The 25,056-nt window shown below is 59.9% G+C and carries 18 protein-coding genes and 1 pseudogene; 12 read left to right on the top strand and 7 right to left on the bottom strand.

Annotated elements, in window-relative coordinates:
• Nucleotides 1-56: 56 nt before the first annotated feature.
• From yicI to U8U01_RS06020, 4 genes are all read left to right on the top strand, one after another.
• Complete coding sequence (gene yicI, locus U8U01_RS06035) at nt 57-2,369, top strand: alpha-xylosidase (protein ID WP_322172551.1); 2,313 nt, start codon at nt 57-59, stop codon at nt 2,367-2,369.
• A gap of 197 nt (nt 2,370-2,566) precedes the next feature.
• Nucleotides 2,567-4,447, top strand: a complete 1,881-nt coding sequence (locus U8U01_RS06030; protein ID WP_322172550.1) for an extracellular solute-binding protein — start codon at nt 2,567-2,569, stop codon at nt 4,445-4,447.
• Nucleotides 4,448-4,548: 101 nt separating this feature from the next.
• Nucleotides 4,549-5,475, top strand: coding sequence for an ABC transporter permease (locus U8U01_RS06025; protein WP_322172548.1), 927 nt, complete (start codon nt 4,549-4,551; stop codon nt 5,473-5,475).
• A 12-nt stretch (nt 5,476-5,487) separates the two neighbouring features.
• Nucleotides 5,488-6,375, top strand: coding sequence for a carbohydrate ABC transporter permease (locus U8U01_RS06020; RefSeq protein ID WP_322172547.1), 888 nt, complete (start codon nt 5,488-5,490; stop codon nt 6,373-6,375).
• A 110-nt stretch (nt 6,376-6,485) separates the two neighbouring features.
• Here U8U01_RS06020 and U8U01_RS06015 read toward each other — a convergent pair whose 3' ends face one another.
• The 4 genes and pseudogenes from U8U01_RS06015 to U8U01_RS06000 all read right to left on the bottom strand — a co-directional run bounded on the left by U8U01_RS06015 (nt 6,486) and on the right by U8U01_RS06000 (nt 10,371).
• Nucleotides 6,486-7,652 (bottom strand): amidohydrolase, encoded by a 1,167-nt coding sequence (locus tag U8U01_RS06015; protein ID WP_322172545.1) that lies wholly within the window; start codon nt 7,650-7,652, stop codon nt 6,486-6,488.
• A 515-nt stretch (nt 7,653-8,167) separates the two neighbouring features.
• Nucleotides 8,168-8,743, bottom strand: coding sequence for a hypothetical protein (locus U8U01_RS06010; RefSeq protein ID WP_322172733.1), 576 nt, complete (start codon nt 8,741-8,743; stop codon nt 8,168-8,170).
• A gap of 35 nt (nt 8,744-8,778) precedes the next feature.
• Nucleotides 8,779-9,066 (bottom strand): annotated as a pseudogene (locus U8U01_RS06005) (sigma-70 family RNA polymerase sigma factor); the annotation flags it as partial.
• A 183-nt stretch (nt 9,067-9,249) separates the two neighbouring features.
• The gene (locus U8U01_RS06000; RefSeq protein ID WP_322172544.1) at nt 9,250-10,371 is read right to left on the bottom strand and encodes an aldo/keto reductase; all 1,122 of its coding nucleotides are present in this window, start codon (nt 10,369-10,371) and stop codon (nt 9,250-9,252) included.
• A 205-nt stretch (nt 10,372-10,576) separates the two neighbouring features.
• Here U8U01_RS06000 and U8U01_RS05995 point away from each other — a divergent pair, with 205 nt between their 5' ends.
• The 8 genes from U8U01_RS05995 to U8U01_RS05960 all read left to right on the top strand — a co-directional run bounded on the left by U8U01_RS05995 (nt 10,577) and on the right by U8U01_RS05960 (nt 22,540).
• On the top strand, nt 10,577-11,215 hold the full coding sequence (locus tag U8U01_RS05995) for a hypothetical protein (protein ID WP_322172542.1): 639 nt from the start codon (nt 10,577-10,579) through the stop codon (nt 11,213-11,215).
• Nucleotides 11,212-12,873: an HsdM family class I SAM-dependent methyltransferase gene (locus U8U01_RS05990; protein WP_322172540.1), complete on the top strand. Its 1,662-nt coding sequence runs from the start codon at nt 11,212-11,214 to the stop codon at nt 12,871-12,873. Before U8U01_RS05995 ends, U8U01_RS05990 begins: the two co-directional genes overlap by 4 nt.
• Nucleotides 12,854-13,948, top strand: coding sequence for a DNA cytosine methyltransferase (locus U8U01_RS05985; protein WP_322172538.1), 1,095 nt, complete (start codon nt 12,854-12,856; stop codon nt 13,946-13,948). Before U8U01_RS05990 ends, U8U01_RS05985 begins: the two co-directional genes overlap by 20 nt.
• Before the next feature lie 210 nt (nt 13,949-14,158).
• Nucleotides 14,159-14,686 (top strand): MarR family winged helix-turn-helix transcriptional regulator, encoded by a 528-nt coding sequence (locus U8U01_RS05980; RefSeq protein WP_322172536.1) that lies wholly within the window; start codon nt 14,159-14,161, stop codon nt 14,684-14,686.
• A complete protein-coding gene (locus U8U01_RS05975) occupies nt 14,683-16,416 on the top strand; it encodes an ABC transporter ATP-binding protein (protein ID WP_322172534.1) in 1,734 nt (577 codons plus the stop codon). The genes U8U01_RS05980 and U8U01_RS05975 overlap by 4 nt, the downstream gene beginning before the upstream one ends.
• Entirely contained in the window at nt 16,406-18,316 is a 1,911-nt protein-coding gene (locus U8U01_RS05970; RefSeq protein ID WP_322172532.1) for an ABC transporter ATP-binding protein, read from the top strand. The genes U8U01_RS05975 and U8U01_RS05970 overlap by 11 nt, the downstream gene beginning before the upstream one ends.
• Before the next feature lie 781 nt (nt 18,317-19,097).
• Complete coding sequence (locus U8U01_RS05965; protein WP_322172530.1) at nt 19,098-20,747, top strand: putative polysaccharide biosynthesis protein; 1,650 nt, start codon at nt 19,098-19,100, stop codon at nt 20,745-20,747.
• Between the two features lie 275 nt (nt 20,748-21,022).
• The gene (locus tag U8U01_RS05960) at nt 21,023-22,540 is read left to right on the top strand and encodes a D-alanyl-D-alanine carboxypeptidase family protein (RefSeq protein ID WP_322172528.1); all 1,518 of its coding nucleotides are present in this window, start codon (nt 21,023-21,025) and stop codon (nt 22,538-22,540) included.
• An 81-nt stretch (nt 22,541-22,621) separates the two neighbouring features.
• On the opposite strand, the gene nifU is transcribed toward U8U01_RS05960, so the two are convergent.
• From nifU to nifS, 3 genes are read right to left on the bottom strand one after another with little or no spacing between them, the layout of a single operon-like run.
• Complete coding sequence (gene nifU, locus U8U01_RS05955; RefSeq protein WP_322172526.1) at nt 22,622-23,053, bottom strand: Fe-S cluster assembly scaffold protein NifU; 432 nt, start codon at nt 23,051-23,053, stop codon at nt 22,622-22,624.
• A 1-nt stretch (nt 23,054) separates the two neighbouring features.
• The gene (locus U8U01_RS05950) at nt 23,055-23,243 is read right to left on the bottom strand and encodes a hypothetical protein (protein WP_322172524.1); all 189 of its coding nucleotides are present in this window, start codon (nt 23,241-23,243) and stop codon (nt 23,055-23,057) included.
• A complete protein-coding gene (nifS, locus tag U8U01_RS05945; protein ID WP_322172522.1) occupies nt 23,227-24,435 on the bottom strand; it encodes a cysteine desulfurase NifS in 1,209 nt (402 codons plus the stop codon). Before nifS ends, U8U01_RS05950 begins: the two co-directional genes overlap by 17 nt.
• Between the last annotated feature and the right edge of the window lie 621 nt (nt 24,436-25,056).

The raw sequence follows: 25,056 nt of genomic DNA, 5'->3' as shown, positions 1-25,056 counted from the left end.
CAAAAGGGGACGCCGTTTTTTCCCCCAAAATATATCCATCAGAAAGGAGTTTCAACATGAAATTCACCAGAGGTTATTGGGTCAACAAGCCCGGCGTTTCGGCGGCCGATTGCGTGCAGATCCGGGAAACCCGCGTGGAGGACAACAAGCTGTACATATACAGCGTGCCCTATCCACAAGATATGCGGGGCATGGGTGGCCCGGTGCTGGAAATGTATATCAGCTCCCCCCGCCAAGACATCATCCGCACCCAGGCCTGGCACTTCATGGGCAGCGCCAAAAAAGAGCCCGCCTTTGAGCTGGAAACCGAGGCATTCCCCCTGCAAGTCAGCGAGGAAGAGGGCATTATAACCGTAACCAGCGGCAAAACTCAGTTAAAAATAACAAAAAATCCCGCCAGTTTCACCTATTATTATGACGGAAAGCCCATTACCAAGGTGGGCGACAAGTTCGGCCGCAGCATGATCAGCTACCTCACCACCCCGGGGGGCCCCTTCATGCGCGCCCAACTGGACCTGGGCATTGGCGAGAAGGTCTACGGCCTGGGCGAGCGTTTCACCCCCTTTGTGAAAAACGGCCAGGTGGTGGATATCTGGCAGGAGGACGGCGGCACCTGCTCCGAGATCTCCTACAAAAACATCCCCTTCTATGTAACCAACCGGGGCTACGGCGTGTTCGTCAACAGCAGCGACCAGGTCAGCTATGAGCTCTGCTCCGAGGTGGTCACCCGGGCCCAGTTCTCCGTGCCCGGCGAAAAGCTGGACTTCATGGTCATCGGTGGCGGCGATGCCAAAACCGTGCTGCAAAACTACACGGCCCTCACCGGCCGCCCGGCCCTGCCCCCGGCCTGGACCTTCGGCCTGTGGCTTTCCACCTCCTTTACCACCAATTATGACGAGGAAACGGTAAACGAGTTTGTAGGCGGCATGGAGCAGCGGGACATCCCCCTGCACGTATTCCACTTTGACTGCTACTGGATGACCGAGAACGAGTGGTGCAACTTCAAATTCGACCCCAAAATGTTCAAAGACGCCCCAGGGCTGCTGAAACGGCTGAAGGAGCGGGGCCTGAAGATCTGCGTGTGGATCAACTCCTACATCGGCCAGAAGTCCCCCCTGTTCAAAGAGGGGATGGAGCACGGCTACCTGCTCAAGCGCCCGGACGGCTCTGTGTGGCAGTGGGATATGTGGCAGGCCGGCATGGGCCTGGTGGACTTCACCAACCCCGCCGCCTGGAAGTGGTACCAGGGTAAGCTGCGGGAACTGCTGGATATGGGCGTGGATTGCTTTAAGACCGACTTCGGCGAGCGCATCCCCACCGACTGCGTGTACTATGACGGCAGCGACCCGGTAATGATGCACAACTACTATACCTATTTATATAATAAGTGCGTGTTTGAGTTGCTGGAGGAGTACAAGGGCCACAACGAGGCCTGCCTCTTCGCCCGCAGCGCCACAGCCGGCGGGCAGAAGTTCCCGGTACACTGGGGCGGCGACTGCTCCTCCAACTACCTCTCCATGAGCGAAAGCCTGCGGGCGGGCCTGTCCCTGTGCATGAGCGGCTTTGCCTTCTGGAGCCATGACATCAGCGGCTTTGAGGGCACCGCCCCTGCCGATGTGTACAAGCGCTGGGCTGCCTTTGGCCTTTTGTCCACCCATTCCCGGCTGCATGGCTCCAACTCCTACCGGGTGCCCTGGCTGTTTGACGAGGAATCCGTAGACGTGGTGCGCAAGTTCACCAAGCTGAAGTGCAGCCTGATGCCCTACCTGTACACCAAGGCCGTGGAGGCCCACACCACTGGCGTGCCCATGATGCGGGCCATGGTGCTGGAGTTCCCGGAGGACATCCCCTGCGCGGACCTGGACCGGCAGTATATGCTGGGCGAAAGCCTGCTGGTGGCCCCGGTATTTACCAAAGAAGGGGACGTGGACTACTACCTGCCCGCGGGCAAGTGGACCAATATCCTTAATAACCAGGTGGTAGAGGGCGGCCGCTGGCTCCATGAGGTCCATGACTTCATGAGCCTGCCCCTGCTGGCTAGGGAGAACACCATTTTGCCTGTAGGCGCCAACGACAGCCAGGTGGAGTACGACTACGCCGAGGACCTGACCCTGCATATCTACCAACTGACCGGCAAAGCCGCCTGCGATGTGGTGGATAAACAGGGCGGGAAGTTCCTCTCCGTGACAGCCGAGAATACAGACGGCAACGTGGTTATCCGCTTTGACGGCAAGGCCCAGGGCCTGCGGGTTCTGCTGCACAATGTAAAAGCCGCCGGCAGTCTGGCCGGGGCCGAGGCGGAGGAAACCGCCCAGGGCCTGCTGCTGAAAGTGGACGCCGGCCTTGGCCAGGTGTCCTTTACCCTATAAATCCTGTAAATCCGGCAAAATAACGGAAAATGACCCGCCGGTTTGTAAATTTTGGATTTGGGTCTTTACAATTTTTTCATATTGTGTTATACTTTCACCAGTTCGGTTCCCAAGAGGAGTACTCCTCTTGGCATTTACGCCAAAGGGCGTAAATGATCTAGAACCTGGACGACTATATGTAAAGGAGAAGATCAACGATGAGCAAAAAGATTTTGGCCCTTCTGTTGGCGCTGGCCCTGATTGTGTCCGTTTTCGCGGCCTGCGGCGGCAACGGCGGCGAAAGCTCCTCTTCCGCTGGCACAGACTCTTCCAGCCAGAGCGAGTCCAGCGAGAGCGCCCCTGCCGATGACGGCAGCGAGGCCGGCGACGACGCCAGCACCCCTGAGGAGGGCGGCACCGGCCTGTCCGGCGAGGGCTCCATGGAGTCCGCGGGTCTGAAATGGCACACGGCAGACGAGGTGGAGGGTGACGACGCCCCCGCCGGCGAAACCGACAGCCGCGCTTTCCAGAAGTTTGACGAACTGGTAGAGGTCCACTTTGCCAGCGCCATTGACCCGGTCGACACCACCCTGTCCGAGGGCGAAGACGCTGCCAACAACCAGTACACCCGCTACCTGGAGGAGAACTTCAACATCAAGTATGTTTCTGACTGGACGGTAGGTTCTACCGCTGACTTCCAGCAGAAGATCTCCCTGCAAATCGCCTCTGCCGCCCTGCCGGACGGCATCGTGTTCCCCAACCGCAGCTACATGGTAAAGGCTGCCCAGTCCGAACTGCTGGCCGACCTGCATGATGTGTATGACCAGTATGCTTCCAAGCAGGTCAAGCAGATCATGGAGTCTACGAAAGGCCGCGCCTACAGCAACGGCACCTATGATGGGGTGTTTGTGGGCCTGCCCAACGTGTCCGTGGAAACCGACGGCGTCTACATCTACTTCATCCGCCAGGACTGGCTGGATGAGCTGAAGCTGGAAGTTCCCAAGACCATCGCCGACCTGGAGGCCGTTGCCCAGAAGTTCAAGGACGAGGGCAAATCCCCCAAATACTCCATCGCCGGCGTGGGCCAGGGCGTGCGCAGCTATGACACCTTCCTGACCTCCGGTAACAAGAGTTACGGCTTTGACGCTGTCTACCAGGCCAAAGACGCCTACCCCGGTTTCTTCTACTATGAGGGCGACGAGCTGATCTACGGCACCAACACCCAGCAGTCACGGGATACCCTGGAGATCCTGGCTGACTGGTACAAGAAGGGCCTGATCAACCCCGAGCTGGGCGTGGCCACCAACGGCGACGAGGCTGCCGGCGTGAAAGAAGGCACCTGCGGCATCTTCATGGGCCCCTGGTGGAGCCTGGGCTACGGCAACGGCGACTCCTTTAAGAATGACCCCACCGCCGACTGGCAGGCTTACCCCCTGTACAGCGACGACGGCAAGTGGAACGTGAAGATCAAGGACTGCGGCTCCTCTTATACCGTAGTAAACGCCGATGCGTCTGACGACGTGAAAAAGGCCATCATCATCACCAACAACGTGCTGGTGCGTGACGAGTCCATCTTCGATACCTCCGTGGCGATCAGTTGGTACCCGCTGCGCAACACCATGGCTGCCATGGACGAGTGCGAGTACGAATACAACGCCCTGATGGACGTGCTGGCCGGCGAAAAGACCGCTGAGGATTTCAACATCCCCGGCAACATCTATAAGAACCTGTACACCGACGCCGTGGATCTGCCCACCGTGTTCAACGAGGACTTCAAGGGCGACCGGAACGTCAGCGTAAACGATATGGACGTCATGACCAACAATGGCCAGTTCAACCGCTACTATGCCCTGCTGGTAGGCGACCGTCCCTACGAGACCCTGACCCCCGATAAGAAGGTAGAGTCCGTTATCTACTACACCATCGATGAGTTCGACCAGTACTGGACCCAGTTGCAAGACCTGGAGGACCAGACCATCATGTCCATCATGACCGGCCAGGCCGACATCTCTGCTTTCGACACCTACGTGGAGAACTGGAAAGCCCAGGGCGGCGACACCATCCTGGCTGCGGTAGACGCTTTCGTAAAGGCCGGCTAAATACCCCGTCTTTGCATAAATTGAACTAGATAGAAGAGGCAAAGGCGTTTCCACAGTAGGGCGCCTTTGTTCTCTCATTACTTAAAAACAGGAGGGAGAATATGGATAACAACAGCCATCCTGCTGTCAAAAAGCCCCGTAAGTCCCTACCGGTCAGTTTCCATTATACCCTAATGACCGTCCCCGGCTTTATCTGGATGATCCTGTTTAGCATTGTGCCCATGGTGGGCATTGTCATGGCGTTCCAGAACTATATGCCTAAAAAAGGCTGGTTCGGTTCCCCCTGGGTCGGGCTTGACAACTTTACCTACCTGATGAGCCTGGGCGATGTGTGGAACATTGTCCGCAACACCCTGGTCATTGCCATTGGCAAGCTGGTGCTGAATATTGTCATCCCGCTGGTGTTTGCCATCCTGCTCAACGAGATCAAGAATATTGCTTTCAAAAAGACCGTGCAGACCATTGTGTACCTGCCCCACTTTATCTCCTGGGTTATCCTGGCCAATATTGTAAGCAATATCTTCGGGTATTTCGGTATTTTCAACACCGTGTACACGGCCTTTGGCAACGAGCCCAAAATGTGGCTTACGGACCCCAATATGTTCCAGGGCTTTGTCATCGGCACCGATGTGTGGAAGGAGTTTGGCTACAACGCGGTGGTGTTCCTGGCAGCCCTCACGGGCATCAGCCCCAGCCTGTACGAGGCCGCCGCCATCGACGGCGCCTCCCGCTGGCAGTCCATCCGCAACATCACCCTGCCGGCCCTTATCCCCACGGTGGTGCTTCTCACCACCCTGGCCATGGGCAATGTGCTCAACGCCGGTTTCGACCAGGTGTTCAATATGTATTCGCCCATGGTGTACAGCACCGGCGATATTATCGACACCTACGTCTACCGTATTGGTATTACCAATATGCAGTTCTCGCTGGCAACGGCTGTGGGCCTGTTCAAATCCGTGGTCAGCTTTACCCTGATCACCGTGTCCTATGTGCTGGCCTATAAGTTTGCCGACTACACCATATTCTAAGGAGGGAGCACAGTGGTAGAAAACAAGACCTTTTTATCCCGGCTGTTCGATATTATCAACGTGCTCATCCTGCTTTTCCTGGCAGTGAGCTGCCTGTACCCCCTGTGGTACACGTTCTGCGTGTCCGTTTCCGACAAAGTCGCCGTATCCTCCGGCCAGGTAACCATGTTCCCCATCGGGTTCAATATCAACTCCTACAAGCTGGTTATGGGCGACGCCAAGTTCTGGAACTCCTTCTGGATTTCCGTCCAGCGGGTGCTGTACGGCACGGTGTTCACCATGGTGGTCATCATCATGATGGCCTACCCCCTTTCCAAAAGCTCACGGGAGTATAAGCCCCGCACCGCCATGATGTGGGTGCTCATCTTCTGTATGCTCTTTAACGGCGGCACCATCCCCTGGTTCATCACCGTAAAGACCTATGACCTGCTGGACACCATGGCCGCCCTGGTATTGGCGGGCAGCGTGCCGGTGTTCAATGTTATCCTGTTGATGAACTTCTTCCGCAACCTGCCCAGCGACCTGGAGGAAGCCGCCGCCATTGACGGCGCGGGGCCCTGGCGCATCCTGTGGCAGATCGTAGTGCCCTGCTCGGTGCCGGTTATTGCCACGGTGGTGCTGTTCACCTCCGTGGGTTTCTGGAACGAGTTCTTCCAGGGCCTGGTGCTGATGTCCAGCGACGATATGTACCCCCTGCAAACCTACATCAAGCAGATCGTGGTGCAGATCCCGGTGGGCGTCACCCTGACGGCCGAGCAGTACCAAAAGCTCAACCAAAACTCCAACAAAGCGCTGGAAGCGGCAAAGGTATTCATCGCCATGATCCCCATGCTGATCGTCTACCCCTTCCTGCAAAAGTACTTTGTAAACGGCATCACATTGGGCGCTGTGAAGGAGTAAGCTGCCGCCCCTGCCCAAACCAATACGAACAACCCAAAAAAGCCCGCACCCTTTTTCAGGGGGCGCAGGCTTTTTTGTCTGTTCAATCTTTATAAAGGGTATAAAGGGGCTTAGCCCCCGTATACGATGTTCCCGTCGATCAAAGTGTAAAGCACCCGGCACTGGATATCCCGCAGCGGGTCGCCCTGGTAGACCACAATATCCGCGTCCTTGCCGGGCTCCAGGCTGCCCACCCGGTGGCTGATGCCCACAATCTCCGCCGGGTTGATGGTAATAGCCCGCCAGGCGTCCTCCTCTGGCAAACCGGCCTGCATGGCAAGGCCCGCGCACAGGGGCAGGTACCGCAGGGGTATCACCGGCGCGTCGGTAATAATGGCCAGTTTCAGCCCATGTTCGGCCAGCACCCTGGGGGTATCCCAACTTTTGTTTTTCAGCTCGAACTTGGATTTATCCCCCAAAGTGGGCCCCACCAGGCAGGGCTTGCCCTCGGCGGCCAGTTCCCCGGCAATCAGGTGGCCCTCGGTGCAGTGGTCCAGGGTAATGCCCACCCCAAACTCCTTGGCCACCCGCAGGGCGGTAAAGATGTCATCGGCCCGGTGAGCGTGGGATTTCAGCGGGATATCCCCCCGCATCACCGGCAGCATCGCCTCCAACTTGGGGTCATAGGCGGGCTTTTTATGGTTGTCCGGGTCCTTCTCCCAGGCGTCCAGTTCCTCCATGTAGTTGCGGGACTTCGCCAGCAGTTCCCGCAGCAAAGCGGCGTTGCCCATACGGGTCATGGGCATCTTCTGCGAGCGCCCGTAGCAGCGCTTGGGGTTCTCGCCCCAGGCTATCTTCATGGCCACCGGGTCCTTCACCACCATGTCGTCCACCCGCCTGCCGGCCAGCTTAACGGCCAAAAAGGTGCCGCCCACCACGTTGGCGCTGCCCGGCCCTGTCACAGCCGTGGTAATGCCATGGCTGTAAGCCTCAAAAAAGGCCTCGTCCATAGGGTTCAGGCCGTCAATGCCCCGCATCTGCGGGGTAACGGGGTCGGTCATCTCGTTGTAGTCGTCCCCCTCAAAGCCAATGGCCTCCTCGTCCAGGCCGATGTGGCAGTGGGCATCGATAAATCCGGGCGCCACCAGCCCGCCCTTTGCGTCCAGCACCTGCACGTCCGCCGGCGCCTCCACAGCGGTGCCAACCGCCACGATCTTCCCGCCGTCCACCAGCACCTGCCCCGCCGGAATGTCCGGCCCTGCCATCGTCTTGACCCTGCCGTTCTTGATCAGTATCATCGCTTTACCTCCCTAAGCTTTTTCCCTATCATACCACGTTTGGCCCGGCTTGGCAAGGGCCACGGGTCTAATGGCCTCCAGTCCTCTGGGCCTCCGGGCCTCCGGCGGCTCAAGAAACTTTTTGTAAAAAGTTTCTTGAGAATCTTCAAAAACTTTTATGCCGTCCCCAGCCCCTTTGTTTAGGCCAAACAACCCGCTCGGCCGCCAAAGGGGCGGGCTACTGTTTTTTTTATATTGATTTTGAGCCCCGCCCCTCGCCAAAAAATGTTTTGGCCACCCCCATAGGGCCAGGCAGCATTACACCGTCCCCGGCCTCTTTGTTTAGGCCAAACAACCCGCTCGACCGCCAAAGGGGCGGGCTACTGCTTTTTCTTTTTTATATTGATTTTGAGCCCTGCCCCTCACTAAAGAATGTCCCTGCCACCACAGTAGGGCCAGGCAGCATTACACCGTCCCCGGCGACAATACCTAAGCCACACCCTTGCCAAACCGGCAGGGGGGAGCGCGCCCTTTGCTTACCCTGGGGGCTCCACCCCCAGCACGTGCCCATCCACCAGAAAGGCCCTCTCTCCGCTGCGCCCATTTGGGGGCGTTACCCCACAGATCTCCCGCAGCGCATTCCACCTGCTGGCCCCCAGTACCTTCGCCGTGTACCGCCAACAGGGGATGCCCTTCTGCCTGCGCCGGTCAAAATCCTCCTCGCCTACTGGCTGTATGCGCTGGTACTCCGCGATGAACATCCCTTTCAAATCATCCGGTGTCAGCCCCTTATAGCGGCCCGGCAAACCGCCTTTGGGGCCGGGATAATTCTCCTCCAGCCACCTTCCCGCGGTCATGCCATATTGCCGGGCTACAACGGTGTGGGGCGGCAGATACCCCACACCGTCCAGTTCCTTTACCTTGGGCGGTCGTCCATTTTCTTCTATAAATCTTTCAACTGCGCCCCGAATAGCCCCGTCCGTCCAGATCTTCCCCGGCATCCCGTTTTGCATTTCCTTCAAAATAAGTATTGCTTTGCAGAGTTCTTGGGGCAGGTCTGGCTGCTGCTCTAAGTAGCCGAGCACCGCGGAAATGGCCTGTTTCCGGGTCATTTCGTGCCTCCTTCCCTTTTTCCCCAAGGGAATGTCATGGGCACGCCGTAGGTGGAAAATTGCACGCCCTGGCTCACGTCAAAGTGGTCGATGGCCTTCATCAGCCCAATGCATCCCACCTGGAACAGGTCGTCCGGGTTCTCCCCCCGGTTGCCAAAGCGCTGTATCACGCTAAGCACCAGCCGCAGGTTCCCCTGTATCAGCTTTTCCCTGGCCTCCTTATCCCCGTCGTGGCTGCGGATCAGCAACTCCCGCATCTCGTCGCTTTTCAGCACTTTCAGCTTGGCGGTGTTCACCCCGCATATCTCCACTTTCCCCTGCATAGAAAAGCACCTCCGTAATTTTCGTTACGGAGGTAGTCTTTGCATTTTCTGGTTGATTTAATCTGCGCCGTCCCCGCGGGAAAAGGCCCGGCCGTCCGCCCATATAGCCCGCGGCCTATATGGCGGGGCAGCCGGCGGCGTCAAAAAAATTTTTGTGCCCGCCCCCGCGGCCGGGGTTCCCCCTTACCGGTCAAAGTGCCCCGAAACCGCCTTCAGGTGCTCCATAATCGGCAGATGCTGGGGGCACATCTCCTCGCACTGGCCGCAGCCGATGCAGTCCCCGGCCCGGCCAAAGTCCTTAGCCAGGTTGGCGTAGTTGGAGAAATTTACCGTCCAGCCCTTCTCCTCCAGGCGCTCCCGCATATCCTCGTTGTACAGGGAGAAGTACTGGGGTATAGCAATCTTCTGGGGGCAGCCCTCGGTGCAGTACGAGCACCCGGTGCAGGGCACGGCAATCTGCCCGTTGATGATCTCCCCGGCCTTAAAGGCCATGGCCTGCTCCTCCCCGGTCAGGGGCACAAAGTCCTCCATATACCCAAGGTTGTCCTCCATCTGCTGCAAGCTGCTCATGCCGGATAGCACCATCATCACCCCCGGCAGGCTGGCCGCAAAGCGTATAGCCCAACTGGCCGGCGAGGCATGGGGGTCGTGGGCCTTAAACAGCGCCTCCACCTGGGCGGGCACCTTTGCCAGGGTGCCGCCCTTAACCGGCTCCATCACAATAACGGGCTTGTGGTGTTTCACCGCCACCTCATAGCAGGCCCGTGACTGGATCCACTGGCTCTCCCAGTCCAGGTAGTTGATCTGCAACTGTACAAACTCAATGTACGGGTACTTGGTCAAAATCTCGTCCAGCAGCCCGGCGCCCGCATGGAAGGAAATGCCCATGGTCTTTACCAGCCCGGCCTTCTTCTTGGCTTTCAGCCAGTTAAAGCAGTCGAACTGCTCATACTTGGGCAGGCTGCCCTCCTCAATGCCGTGCAGCATATAGTAGTCAAAGTACCCGGCCCCGGTCTTTTCCAGTTGCTGGTCAAACACCTTGTCCCGGTCCTCCAGGCTGTTAAAAAACCCGTTATGCAGCTTGGTAGCCAGGGTAAAGCTGTCCCTGGGGTACCGGCTCACCAAAGCCTCCTTCACAGTGGGCTCGCTGTTAAAGCCGCAGTACATCCACGCCGTGTCAAAGTACGTAAAGCCCTTCTCCATAAACAGGTCCACCATCTTTTTTACCTGTTCCAGGTCAATATCCCCGGCTTTCGCAGGGTCGCGCGTAGGCAGGCGCATCAAACCAAAACCCAACTTTTTCATACACAGGCCATCCTTTCCATTTTTCTCCATTATACAATATGGAGGGGGCTCCAAGTCAACACTTTTTTTCCCCATCACGGTCTACGCACGGTCCCCCCCAAAAAGCGTTGCACAGGCCGGGGCATTTGTGTTATAATAAGCGGAAAGGCCTTTTCGCGCCGCAACTCGCGGCCAGGGGCCCACCATACAAGAGGAGGGTATACAAATGGAACAGCGTTTCGACAGCCGGGGCTCGTACAAGGTGGCCTACTATAGGCTGGCCGTCACCCCCGGTATGCGCCACAAAGCGCTGGATTTTTCTCGAAAAATCATCCTGGGCAACGACCAGTACTCCCGCCTGCTGCCCCAGGAGTTGCGGGCCTGTCGGGACATAGCCCGGCAGCAAAGGGTAGAGATCCAGCGCACCTACATGGGCAAGCTGGGGGAGATGGTCTTTGCCCAGTTCCTGTGGGAGCAGGGCAAACAGGTGGATACCTCCCAGATGTTCGCAATCTACCACGGCCAGGAAAATGTGGACGCCTTTGACTTTATCACCGCCTCCGGCAAGCGGGTGGATGTAAAAACCGGTTTCCGCGCCATCCACAGCCGCCTGCTGGTGAATACAGAGCAGTTTGACCGCGACCACAAGGACTACTACGTGGCCGTCCGGCTCTACGCCAAGGACATAGACGCACACGATAAGCTGGTAGATTGGGAGGATATCCCCGAAGCCGATGTGCTGGGCTATGCCGAGTACGCGTATATGAAACAGCACGCCGGCATCCGGGACTTCGGCGAGGGCGATGCCCGCTGGCTCCCCTACAGGGGGCTTTTGGGTATCGACCGGCTGGTGCGGCAGTTTTGAGCGGCCGGCTACCGGCCGGGCAGGCGGGCATAGATCCGGGCTTTCTGGGGCGGGCCTGGCAGATCGCCGCCGGCTGCCTGGCCCGGTTGCCCGGCCCCGCCGCCCCGGCAGAGGAGATCCTAGGCCACATCCTGGGCCCGCCCCCCCCGGCCGCCCCGCCCCCGCCGCCCTGCCCCTACGGGAAAGCCCAGCAGCAACTGGCCGTCCTCAACGAGAGGGGGGAGGGCCGCCGGGCCAAAGGGGTCTACTACACCCCCCCCGACCTGGTGGATTTCCTGCTGGGCCGGGCCATCCGCCTGGCCTGCGGCGGGCCCTGGGCAGGGGGCGCGCCCCCTTTGCCCACGGCGGATATCCCCCCCGCCTACCTGGCCAAAACCGTATACGACCCCACCTGCGGCACCGGGGCCTTCCTGCTGGCCGCCCTCCGGCGTAAGCTGGACAGGCTGGCCCTGTCCGGCCCGCCTAGTCGGGCGCAGTTGGTCCGGGTGGTGGGCACCCTCTACGGCAACGACCTGGACCCCGGCTCCGTGGCCATCACCCGGCTGCGGCTGTTCCTCTGTGTCCTGCACCGTTTCGGCCCGGAAAAAGCGGCGGCCGTCTGGCCCCCCTTGCGGGACAACTTCACCTGCCGGGACTTCGTGTCCGCCCCGCCTGCCGGCGGCCCCCGGTTCGACCTGGTCCTGGGCAACCCCCCCTATGTGGAGGACGGCAAATGCCCCAGCCCCCCGCCCCGGCGCTACGGCAATATCTACGCCAATGTGCTGGAAAACGCCGGGGCCACCCTGGCCCCTGGGGGGGTGTTGGGGTTCGTCATCCCCCTGTCCTACACCGCCACCCCCCGTATGCAGGCCATCCGGGAGGTGCTTTTCCGCCTGATGCCCCAGCAGGCGGTCTACAGCTTTTCCGACCGCCCGGACTGCCTGTTCCCCTCGGTGCACCAAAAGCTTTGCGTGCTGTTCGGCCGGGCAGGGGCGGGCAAGCGGCAGGTGTTCACCGGCAACTACCGGTACTGGTATAAGGGGGAGCGCCCCCGGCTGTTCGCCTCCTTGCAGGCGGTAGAAAACCCCTTTGTAACCGGGGGCTTTATCCCCAAGCTGGGCAACGCCCTGGATATCTCCATCTACCAAAAAGCCACTGCCGCCGGCCGCCCCCTGCTGGAGCTGCTGGCCGGAAGCGGCCCCCCGGTCTACCTGAATATGCGGGCCACCTTCTGGGTCAAGGCATTCCTCGCCCCCCACACCGGCGGCGAGTACCGGGCCTTCCCCTGCCAGGACGCCCCCCTGTGTATGTGCCTGCTGAACTCCTCCCTGTTCTGGTGGTACTGGGTCTGCGTGTCAGACTGCTGGCATATCACCCGCAAAGAGTTGCAGGGTTTCCGGGTGCCGTCGAGTCCAATGGCCTTGCAGCCGGCAGGCCCGGAACCCGCCCGGCTGGCCGCGGCCCTGGAGGAACGCCTGGAGGCCACCAGGGTCTTTGTGGGCACCCGCCAGACCGCCTACGAGTACAAGCACCGGGCCTGCCTGCCGGAGATCGCCCAAATCGACGCCTACATAAGCCGCCTCTTCGGCCTCACCGAAGAGGAAAGCGCCTATATCCATCACTTCGCGCTGCCCTACCGCGCAGGGGGAGGCCAATCAAATGCCAATGGAAGCCATTGACCTGTTTGCCGGCTGCGGCGGCCTGTCCTGGGGCTTTCTACAGGCGGGCTGGCACATGGCCCGCGCGGTAGAGCTGGACGGCCAGGCCGCGGCCACCTATGCCCACAACCATCCCCACGCCCAGGTGTTGGCCGAGGATATCAGCCAGACCGTGGGCCTTTTCCGGCAGGGGGAGGCCCAGGCGGTCATCGGGGGCCCCCCCTGCCAGGGGTTCTCCATGGCCGGGGCCCGCATCCGCCGGGGCTTTATGGATGACCCCCGGAACTACCTGTTCCGCCACTATTTCCAAATCGTCAAAACCGTGCGCCCCCTGGTGTTTGTTATGGAGAACGTAAAGGGCATGGCCACCATGCAGGGCGGCGCCATTTTCCGGGAGATCCTCCGCCTCTTCCAGGACGAATCCGCCCTGGAGGGCCCGGCCTACCGGCTGCACTGGCAGGTGGTCAATGCCGCCGGGTTCGGCGTGCCCCAAAAGCGGGAGCGCCTGATCCTGCTGGGCACCACCCTGTCCGGGGTCGACTTCCCCGCCCTGTGGGAGGCCACCCGCCGGGAGATCGCCCAGGCGCAGCCCGGCTTTTTTGACCCCGTCACCGTCCGGGACGCCATCGGCAACCTGCCCGCCCCCGCCCCCAACGGCCTGGTGCCCGCCCCGCCGCCCCAAACCGCCTACCAGCGGTACCTGGCCGGCGCCGGGGCCATGCTGTCCGGCCACAGCCGCACCAACCACTCCCCCCTGGCAGTGGCGCGGATGAAGCAGATCCCCGCCGGCGAAAACTACACCGTCCTAAAGGAAACCATCCGCTCCGTGCACAGCGGGGCCTACGGCCGCCTGCAATGGGACAGCCCCGCCCCCACCGTCACCACCCGGTTCGATACCCCCGCCGGGGGCCGGTTCATCCACCCGGTGGAGGACCGCACCCTCACCCCACGGGAAGCGGCCCGGCTCCAAAGTTTCCCGGACGATTTCCGGTTCTCCGGCAGCAAAACCGCGGTCTGCCGGCAAATCGGCAACGCCGTGCCCCCCAAGGTCGCCTACTTTTTGGGCAAGCTGGCGCAAAAAGCCGCCGGGGGCTAAGCCCCCGCCCACATCCCGCCATCGGAAAGGCCCCCCGGCTACAAGCTGGGGGGCCTTTCCATTTTCCCGCCTTTTTTTCCAAAAAAAACCTTGACATCCTCCCCACCCCGGCTTATAATTGTTAGCAGGCGGACAGTTCGGCACCTAACAGTACAAAAGCTAACAGTACGGTGCCGTACTGTCCCGGCCCACAGGAAAGGAGGCAACGCCATGCGGGATAAAGGCAAAGGCCCCGGCGGGCCGGATATCACCGGCCACAAGGACGAGATCGGGTTCCATATCAACGGCCTGTCCCATATGATCCGCTGGATGACCCACCAGTACAGCGGGCCGGACGGCGAGCGTTCCGGGGCGGGTATGTACGGCTGGCTCATCGGGTTCATCTACGTGAACCGGGACCGTGACATCTTCCAGCGGGACCTGCAACAGCAGTTTTCCGTGCGCCGCTCCACCATGACCGGCATTTTGCAGGCGATGGAGCGGGAGGGCATGATCACCCGCAGCCCGGTAGAATGGGACGCCCGGCTCAAAAAGATCCAGCTAACCGAAAAAGCCATCGCCCGGCAGGAGCAGTTCCACCGCAACATCAAGGACATCGAGGCCCGCCTCTCCGCCGGCCTTACGCCCGAAGAGCGGGAAACCTTCATCCGCCTGTGCGAGAAGATCGGCGACTCTATCAAAGGCACAGAGCCCGGCGCCCACACAGCCCGGCCCACAGAAAGGAAGGATAAGACATGATACGCAAGCTTTCCGGCTTTGTCCGGGAATACAAAAAAGACGCCATCCTCACCCCGGTCACAGCGGCCATGGAGGTGGTCATGGAGGTGGTCATCCCCCTGCTGATGGCCTACATGATCGACGACGGCATCAACGCCGGGGATATGGGCGTCATCTGGCGCATGGGTGCCCTGCTGGTAGCCTGCGCCCTGGTGTCCCTGGCTTTTGGGGTGCTGTCCGGCTTTTTCGGGGCAAAGGCCTCCACCGGCTTTGCCGCCAACCTGCGCCGGGCCATGTACTACCATGTGCAGGGCTACTCCTTCTCCAATATCGATAAATTCTCCACCGGCAGCATCGTCACCCGCCTCACCACAGACGTAACCAATGTGCAAAACACCTTCCAAATGCTCATCCGCATTGCGGTGCGGGCCCCCTCCACCCTGGTGTTCGCCATGGTTATGGCCTTTATGGTCAATGCCCGGCTGGCCCTTATCTTCCTGGCGGCCATCCCGGTGCTGGGCCTGGGGCTGGGTTTCATCTCCACACGGGCCTATCCGGCCTTTAAGCGTATGTTCAAGCATTACGACCGGATGAACACCGTGGTGCAGGAGAACCTCCGGGGCATCCGGGTGGTCAAGGCCTTTGTCCGTGAGGAAAAGGAAACCGAAAAGTTCATCGAGGCCAGCGACCAAATCCGCCGCGACTCCGCCCTGGCCGAAAAAATCCTGGCCTTCAACGCGCCGCTGATGCAGTTCTGTATGTACGGCGTCATCCTGCTCATCTCCTGGTTCGGCGCCCGGTTCATCGTGGCCGGGGATATGACCACCGGCCAGTTGATGAGCATGATGAGCTACGCCATGCAGGTGCTTATGAGCCTGATGATGCTCACCATGATCTTCGTCATGGGCACCATGTCGCGGGCCTCCGTCGGCCGTATTGTGGAGATCCTGGACGAACAAAGCGACATTGCGGACGGCCAGAAAAACCTCACCACCGTCCCCGACGGCTCCATTGTCTTTGAGAACGTGGACTTCAACTACAAAAAATCCGGCCGCGCCTGCCTGTCCGGGGTCAACCTGCACATTAAGCCCGGCCAAACCGTAGGCATCCTGGGGGGCACCGGCAGCGGCAAGTCCAGCCTGGTGCAGCTTATCCCCCGCCTGTATGACGTGCAAAGCGGCCGGGTGCTGGTAGGCGGCCAGGACGTGCGGGACTACAACGTAGAGGCCCTGCGCCAGGAGGTGGCCATGGTGCTGCAAAAGAACGAGCTCTTCTCCGGCACCATCAAAGAGAACCTCCGCTGGGGCGATGAAAACGCCACCGACGGGGACATTGAGCGGGTCTGCCGCCTGGCCCAGGCCGACGGCTTTATCCGGCAGTTCCCCGAAGGCTACGATACCCACATCGAGCAGGGGGGCACCAATGTGTCCGGCGGCCAAAAGCAGCGGCTCTGCATTGCACGGGCCCTGCTGAAAAAGCCCAAAATACTTATACTGGACGACTCCACCAGCGCCGTGGATACCCACACCGACGCCATGATCCGCCAGGCATTCAAAGAGGAGATCCCGGACACCACCAAGCTGATCATCGCCCAGCGGGTGTCCTCCGTGCAGGAGGCCGACCAGATCATCATCCTGGACGGCGGCAAGGTCGTAGACGTGGGCACCCACGCCGAACTGATGGAACAAAGCGCCATTTACCGCGAGGTATATGAGTCGCAGCAGAAAGGGGATAGTGCAAATGCCTCCTAGAGGGCCAATGGGCGCGGCCTACGCCAAAAACAGGCCAAAAGCAAAAAACGGCGGCAAAGTCATCAAGCGGCTCTTAAGCTACATGAGCCTGCCCAACCGTATCCGCATGGGGTTCGTGTTCCTGTGCATCCTGGCCAGCGCCATTGCCGGCGTGGCGGGTTCCCTGTTTCTGGAAACCCTCATCGACGATTACATCACCCCCCTGCTGGCCTCTCCCAGCCCGGTATTCACCGGCCTTTTGCAGGCGCTGGGGACCATGGGGCTTATCTACCTGCTGGGCATAGCGGGCACCTTTATCTATAACTGGCTGATGGTCAGTATCTCCCAGGGCATCCTAAAGGATATCCGGGACGACCTGTTCTCCCATATGCAAAAGCTGCCCATCAAGTATTTTGACACCCATACCCACGGCGATATTATGAGCCGCTACACCAACGACACCGACACCCTGCGGATGCTCATTTCCCAAAGCATCCCCCAGTTGTTCAACACGGCCATCACCCTTACGGCGGTGTTCGTGGCCATGGTCACCACCAGCATCCCCCTCACCCTGCTGGTTCTGGCCATGGTGGCCCTCATGCTGGTACTAACCGGCAAAATCGGCCAAAACAGCGGCAAATACTTTATGCGCCAGCAAAAATCCCTGGGCGCCATCAACGGCTATATCGAGGAGATGGTCACCGGCCAAAAGGTCATTAAGGTGTTCTGCCACGAGGAAAAGGCCAAAGAGGGCTTTGACGCCCTGAACGAGGCCCTGCGCAGCGATTCGGCCAAGGCCAACGGCTTTGCCAACATCATGGGCCCAGTCATGAACAACATGGGCCACCTGCAATACGCCGTTATCGCCATTGCCGGCGGGGCGCTGGCCATCGGTGGGGTAGGGGGGCTCACGCTGGGGGGCATCGCGGCCTTCCTGCAGCTCTCCCGCAGCTTTACCATGCCCATCGGGCAGATCGGCCAGCAGTTCAACACCATTGTCATGGCCCTGGCCGGCGCCGAGCGCATCTTTGACCTGATGGATGAGCCCCCTGAGCAGGACGAGGGCTACGTCACCCTGGTCAATGCCAAAGAGGTGGACGGCCGCCTGGTGGAAACCCCCGAACGCACCGGTATGTGGGCCTGGAAACATCCCCACAAGGATGACGGCACCGTCACCTACACCCGCCTTACCGGCGAGGTCGAGCTCCTGGACGTGGACTTCGGCTACAACGAGGAAAAGCTGGTGCTCCACAACATTGACATCGACGCCCAGCCCGGCAAAAAGATCGCCTTCGTCGGGGCCACGGGTGCTGGCAAAACCACCATCACCAACCTGATCAACCGTTTTTACGATATCGCCGACGGCAAAATCCGCTACGACGGCATCAACATCAACAAGATCAAAAAGCCCGACCTCCGCCGCTCCCTGGGCATCGTGCTTCAGGAAACCAACCTGTTCACCGGCACCGTCCGGGAGAACATCCGCTACGGCAAGCTGGACGCCACCGACCAGGAGATCGAAGCCGCCGCCAAGCTGGCCAATGCCGATAGCTTTATCCGCCGCCTGCCCGAGGGCTACGACACCATGCTTACCGGTGACGGCGGCAGCCTCTCCCAGGGCCAGCGGCAGCTCCTCAGCATTGCACGGGCCGCCGTGGCCGACCCCCCGGTCATGGTGCTGGACGAGGCCACCTCCTCCATCGATACCCGCACCGAACGCCTGGTGCAGCAGGGCATGGACGGCCTGATGCAGGGCCGCACCGTTTTCGTCATCGCCCACCGCCTCTCTACCGTCCAGAACTCCGACAGCATCCTGGTCCTGGAGCTGGGCCGTATCATCGAGCGGGGCACCCACGACGAACTCATCGCCCAGCACGGCAAATACTACCAACTCTACACCGGCGCCTTCGAGCTGGAGTGATGTCCCTTCCCACGTCCCTTTTGGGGGCTCCTCGCCCCCTCGCCCCGCCCTTTTGGGGGCTCCTCGCCCCCAAACCCCTCGCCAGCGCTGTGGCCGCGCTGGACCGGCCCCGTGGCCCCCTATTGGGGCTATCAGTAAATAAAAAAGCAGTGCCCCCAGGACGTTTCTGGGGGCCTGCTTTTTTTCTTATTGCCTCCTATACCAAGCCATAGAAAACCCAGAAAGAATTCCCTACCGTTTGTTGAAGAAGTAATACCCCACCCAAAAAACAAAAAAAGAAAAACGCAGATTTCCTCCCCCTTTCGGTCGAGCCACCGGCCCCCCTCCCTCAAAGCGGCAGATAACGTCACAAAAGTCTTTGAAGATTCTTAAGGAACTTTCTACAGAAAGTTCCTTAAGCTGCCAGAGGCGACCTTGTCCACGTCAAAAAGTTGCAAGGGAGCGGGGGAGTGTCTAAAATGAAGGATTGATAAACGAGGCTCCGGCGGGCAAATCATAAAAGTTTCGTCGTCTCACCTGCCGGTTCGGTCGGCTCGTGACGGCCGCCACTGGCGGCCCTCGCCCTTTTCAAAGGTGGTGGGGTTTTTAGGGGCAACACCCAAGAGTTGGCGTTGCCAACTCTCCGCCGCCGGCGGCCTTGTCCAGCCAAAAAGTTTCAAGGGTGCCGGAGGCGGCCTTGCGTTCCGAAGAAAAAGATGGTATAATTATCAGATAGTTCCTAGGGAACCATAAGCAAAAAAGGGGGGACGGCATTACGGCACAGGAAAACAAGAACGGTTTCATGCTGGGGGCGGCGATCCTGTCGGCGTCCACGCTGCTAGTGAAGGTGCTGGGGCTGCTGTTCTCCATACCGCTGGCCAATTTCATCAGTGCAGAGGGGATGTCGTACTTTTACGGCGCGTACGATATCTTCACCATTTTCCTCATGCTCTCCACGGCCGGCCTGCCCATAGCGGTATCCCGCATGGTCAGCACGGCCTATGCCCGCGGCCGCAAAAAAGAGGCCGACCAGGTATTTTCCGTAGCCTTCTGGCTGTTTTTCAGCCTGGGCCTGTTGGGTTGTCTGGTCATGCTCTTTGGTTCCCGGCAGATCGCGGTACTTTTAGGCAAGCCGGGGGCGGCCAACACCATAGTCGCCCTGGCGCCCACAGCCTTTTTCATTTCGGTGATGTCCGCCCTGCGGGGCTATTTCCAGGGGCGCAGCAATATGGTACCCACCGCGGTGTCCCAGGTTATCGAGGCCGTATCCAAGGTAGCCATCGGGGTGGGGCTGGCCGCCTATATTATCCGGCAATACCAGTCCGATGCCTGGGCAGCGGTGGGCGCCATTGTAGGCGTGTCGGTAAGCGCGGCGCTGGGGCTTGGGTACCTGGTGCTGTACAAGTTCCACCAGCGCCGCAAAGACCGGGCCCAGCCTCCGGGCGACCCGGCCCTCACCCCCCGGCGGGATATGCTGGTTTCCCTGCTGCGCTTTGCCATCCCCATCACCCTGGGGGCCTGCTTTTTAAGCGTGCTGGACTTCGTAGACAGCGCCGTGCTCATGGACCGCATGAAGTCCGTAGCCGGTTTCACCCAAGACCAGGCCGATTGGTACAGCGGCGTGTTGGGCCATGCCCGCAAGCTGTTCGACCTGCCGGGGGCCTTCGTGGTACCCATCTCCACCAGCCTGCTGCCGGTGCTGTCCGCCTCCATTGTTTCCGGGGACAAGCCGGGGGTAAACAACATTGCCTCCGTGTCCATGCGTATGACCCTGCTGATCTCCGTCCCCTCCAGCATCGGTATGTCCATTTTCGCCCGGCCCATCTGCCAGTTGTTCCTATTCAACCGGCCGGAGGTAGCCGAGGGCGCGGCCCGGCTGCTACAGGTGCTGGCCGTCGCCATAGCCTTTAACAGCACCCTGTTCACCACCAACGCCATTTTGCAAAGCTTTGGCCGCACCACCCGCCCGGTGGTAGATATGGCCATTGGCGGCGTGGTGAAGATCGCCATCTCCTACTTCCTCACCGGCATCTCGGAGATCAACGTGATGGGCTCGGCCATCAGCACGGCCATCGCCTATTTCCTCATTATGCTGCTGAACCTTGCCGCGGTGCGCCGCAGCCTGCCCCGTATGGATTCCGTCCTGGCCACGGCCGCGCCCATCGTAGTATCCGGCGGGGTGATGGGCCTTACCTCCTACGGGGTCTATGGGGCGCTGTTGCGGTTCCTGTCCCCGCCCATGGCGGTGCTGCCGGCCATCCTGGTGGCAGTGGCCGTGTACGCGGTAGGCATCGTGCTCTTCCGGGCCGTCAGCTACGACGACGTAGCCATGCTCCCCAAAGGCGAAACCCTGGCCCGCCTCCTGCACGTCAAAAAGAAAGTCCGCCCCCGCCACATGGAGGTCAAAACCACCACCAGCACCCGCGGCGGCAAGCATATGCGCAATATGTAGCCCCCCCATAAAGAAAAAGCATAAAGACAAAAAGCAATAGAACAAGAAGAAAAATAAGAAATAAAGAAAGAAATAAAGAAAAAATAAAAAAGAAAAATGCCCTTCCCCTTAAAACCTATCCAGGGTTATCTCTCTTAAAAAATAAACGCCCCCCAGGGGGCCCCCGTGGCCGGTCAAGCGCGGCCACAGCGCTTGCAGGGGTGTGGGGACGGAGTCCCCACGACCTTCCGCCCCACGGCCTTCCGCCAGCAATCCCAAAACAGGAGGAGAAGCAAATGCAACCAAGAGCAGCCAGAGCGACCAGCAAACGGTGGGCAGCGGCCCTGTTGGGGGTCCTACTCACGTTTTTCTGCGCCCTGCCGGCCCACGCCACCGAAGGCTTTGCCTTCAACTGGGACAGCGGCCGGGAGGGGGACAGCGACCACCCCCACTGCAAGTCCCTGTTCATGCTGAACCTGGACACCGACACGGTGGTGTACACCTACAACCCGGACGAGCAGTTGCCCATGGCCTCCATGACCAAGATCATGACCTACATCATTGCCTACGAGAACATCCCGGACATAGAAAACACGGTGATCACCGTCCCCCAAAGCGTGGCCGACGACCTGGAGGGCACCGGCAGTTCCCTGGCCGGGGTGCAGGTAGGGGAGGAACTTACGGGCCTGCAACTGCTGTACCTCCTGATGGTCCCCAGCGGCAATGACGCGGCCCTCACCCTTATGGAGCACGTGGACGCCCTGTATGCCAGCGGCAGCATCGTGCCCAAAAACGCCCCCAACCCCGAGGACCCGGCGGCCCCCAGCGACGCCGGCGCCACCCCGCCCCCTGCCCAGCAGGAGGAATACGGCGCCACCATCGATTACAGCGAGAGCAGCTATTTTGTCCGGCTGATGAACGAAAAAGCCCAGGAGCTGGGCTGCCGGAACACCCATTTCTCCAACCCCCACGGCCTGCATAAGGAGAACCACTACTCCACCGCACGGGATATGGCCATCATCACCCAGTACGCCATGACCCTGCCCAACTTCTCCGCCATCACCAGCGCCCCGGCCTACAATAAGCCCCAAACCAATCTCAGCGAGCCCACCACCCTGCCCAATACCAACAAAATGCTCCTGAACTTCGAGGACCCCCAAAGCGGGATCAACTACTTCTACACCTATGCCAGCGGGGTCAAAACCGGCTCCCACGACCAGGCCGGCCATTGCCTCACCGCGTCGGCCACCACCCTGGGGTACACCTATATCGTGGTGGCAATGGGGGACATGGAGGGCTACCAGCAGGGCGTCCACAACGAGATGCTGGACGCCCGCACCCTGTTCCGCTGGGCGTTCACCAGCCTGGAGAAAAAGACCATTACCACCCAAGGGGATATCCTCAGTTCGGTCAAACTGGAGTACGCCTACCAAAAAGACGAACTCCTGCTGGCCGCGGAAACCAATGTCAGCGTGATGCTCCCCAACAGCGTAGACCAAAGTTCCATCATCACCACGGTCAATAAGCCGGAGTCGGTCCAGGCGCCCATCCGTAAGGGGGAGGTGATCGGCACGGCCACTATGCGCTACGCAGACGAGGTGATCGCCACCGTGCCCGTTGTGGCGGCCGAGTCGGTACCCAGAAGCGACCTGATCGCCGGCTGGGAGCAGGGCCGTTCCCTGCTCACGTCCCCCTGGTTCATCGCCGCCATGGCCGTAATCGGGGCCCTCATAGCGGTGTACCTGATCCTTGTGGTGTTCTACCGCCGGAAACAACGCCAGTTGCGCCGGGTCAAGAAATTCCGCGACCTGTAAAGCAGAACACAAAACCCAAAGCCCAAAACACAAAAGGAGGGAGCCCCGGCTCCCTCCTTTTCCTATCCGCGCCCCTTTTCCCTACCCCTCGCAGCCGCAGCTATCGCACGCCGGAATGGCCCCCACAATGGGTTCCGGGTCGATGCCCATACGGTTATAGTAGTCAGAAACCGCGGCCTTAATCGCCTGCTCCGCCAGCACCGAGCAATGCACCTTCACGGCGGGCAGCCCGTCCAGGGCCTCCATCACGGCCTTGTTGGTCAGTTGCAGGGCCTCGCCAATGGTTTTCCCCTTAATCAGCTCGGTGGCCATGCTGCTGGTGGCAATGGCCGCCCCGCAGCCAAAGGTCATAAAGGAAACATCCGTAATCACGTCCCCTTCCACCTTAATGTACATCCGCATAATATCCCCGCACTTGGGGTTGCCCACCTCGCCTACGCCGCTAAAGTCCTCCATCTCCCCCACGTTCCGGGGGTTGGCGAAATGGTCCATCACTTTTTCGCTGTATGCCATATTATCTGCCCTCTCTTTTGCTATTTCTCATGATGTTCCTGTATGTGCGATGGTCCGCTATCTCCTGGCTGAACTCCCTGCCTCCCTGTACCGCCAGGTTGATGAGCAGGCAAGGCAAACTCAGCAGCAGGGCCCGCCTAAGCACCCTGCCCGCCCGCCTAAGCCGGGCGCGCTCACATATACGGGTCATAGTCAACCGTCCCCTTCTCAATGGCGTCCCATAGGGGGGACATCTTCCGCAGCCGCTCGATGATCCCCGGCAGCACCTGCAAAATATAGTCCACATCCTCCTCGGTGTTATAGTCCCCAAAGGAGATCCGCAACGAGCCGTGGGCCACCGCGTGGGGCAGGCCAATGGCCAGCAGCACATGGCTGGGGTCCAGCGACCCGCTGGTGCAGGCCGAGCCCGAAGAGGCGCTGATGCCGTGCATATCCAGCAGCAGCAGCAGGCTTTCTCCCTCTATCCCCTGAAAACAGAAACTCACATTCCCCGGCAGCCGGTGTTCCCTGCTGCCGTTCAGGCGGCTGCGTGTAATTTGAGAAAGCCCCGCAATCAGCCTGTCCCGCATGGGCGTCAGCCGGGCAACGCGCTGGTCGATGCTCTCCGTGGCCCGTTTCATGGCCGTGGCCAGCCCCACAATCTCCGCCACATTCTCCGTGCCGGCCCGGCGGCCCCGCTCCTGGGCCCCGCCGTCCATAAAGTTCTCCACGGCCACGCCGCTGCGGATATACAGCGCCCCCACCCCCTTGGGCGCGTGTATCTTGTGCCCGCTCAGGGAGAGCATATCAATGTGTTGCTCTTTCACGTGGATGTGCACATTGCCGATGGCCTGCACCGCGTCCGTGTGGAACAGCACCCCATGTTTTTGGCAAACCGCGCCGATCTCCGCAATGGGCTGCACGGTGCCGATCTCGTTGTTGGCGTACATCACCGTCACCAGGGCGGTCTTTTCGGTAATAGCCGCCTCCAGTTCCTCCGGCCGCACCAGCCCGTCCTGGTGCACGTCCAGGTAGGTTACGGTAAAGCCCTCTTTTTCCAGTGCCTGGCAGGTATGCAGCACCGCGTGGTGCTCAAAGGCAGAGGTAATGATATGGTCCTTCCCCTGTTTCTTCCGCATGGCACGGGCAGCGCCCTTAATGGCCCAGTTGTCGCTTTCGCTTCCGCAGCTTGTAAAGTAGATCTCCTGGGGTTTCGCCCCCAGGCAGGCGGCCACATCGGCCCTGGCCTGTTCCAGGGGGGCCTTGGCCTGCTGGCCCAGTTCGTACAGGCTCGAAGGGTTCCCGTACACCTCTTTAAAGAAGGGCAGCATAGCCTCCAGCACCTCGTCCGAAACCGCCGTGGTGGCCGCGTTGTCGGCGTATACTTTCCTAATGTTCTCCATATACCATAAACTTCCTTTCCCAATGGGTAAGCCTGATCATCCCCCAAAAAGCAAGCGTGACCATCCCCCTGTCCGTCCGTGTGATCCTTTTCACGCAGAGGAAACCTCTATAGCTTGCCCCTGCCAGATTAATATATACCTTTTTAGTATAGTTTGTCAACCCCCTCCGCCAAATTTTCCCCGCCCCCTGGGCATATTTGGAAACCCCCCTGCCCACAATACCCTTACCGCCCTTTCTAGGCCCGCCGTCCCCCGGTGTTTGCCTCCGGCGTCTGCCTCCGGCGGTTTAGGGGCGTTGCCCCTAAAAACCCCACCACCTTTGAAAAGGGCGAGGGCCGCCAGTGGCGGCCGTCACGAGCCGACCGAACCGGCAGGTGAGACGACGAAACTTTTACGATTTGCCCGCCGGAGCTCTGCTTTATAATATTTTCGTTTTTGGTACGCCCCCATCCTGTGTTTCTAAAAGAATTACCCTTCTATCCCCCTTCCTCTTTTTTTAAAATATTAGATAGTGTCTACACAAGGTAGAGGAATTGTGATAGAATGGAAGCATCAAAAAAGACAGGAGAGGAAAAGATGGATGCTTCCTATCACAGACACGACATAAGCGATCAAGTGTGG

Origin of the sequence: Acutalibacter caecimuris, from assembly GCF_034335085.1 — a bacterium.
Classification (GTDB): Bacteria; Bacillota; Clostridia; order Oscillospirales; family Acutalibacteraceae; genus Acutalibacter; species Acutalibacter caecimuris.
The sequence above is the reverse complement of the archived record's forward strand: the minus strand, read 5'-3'. Positions and strand labels throughout refer to the sequence as shown.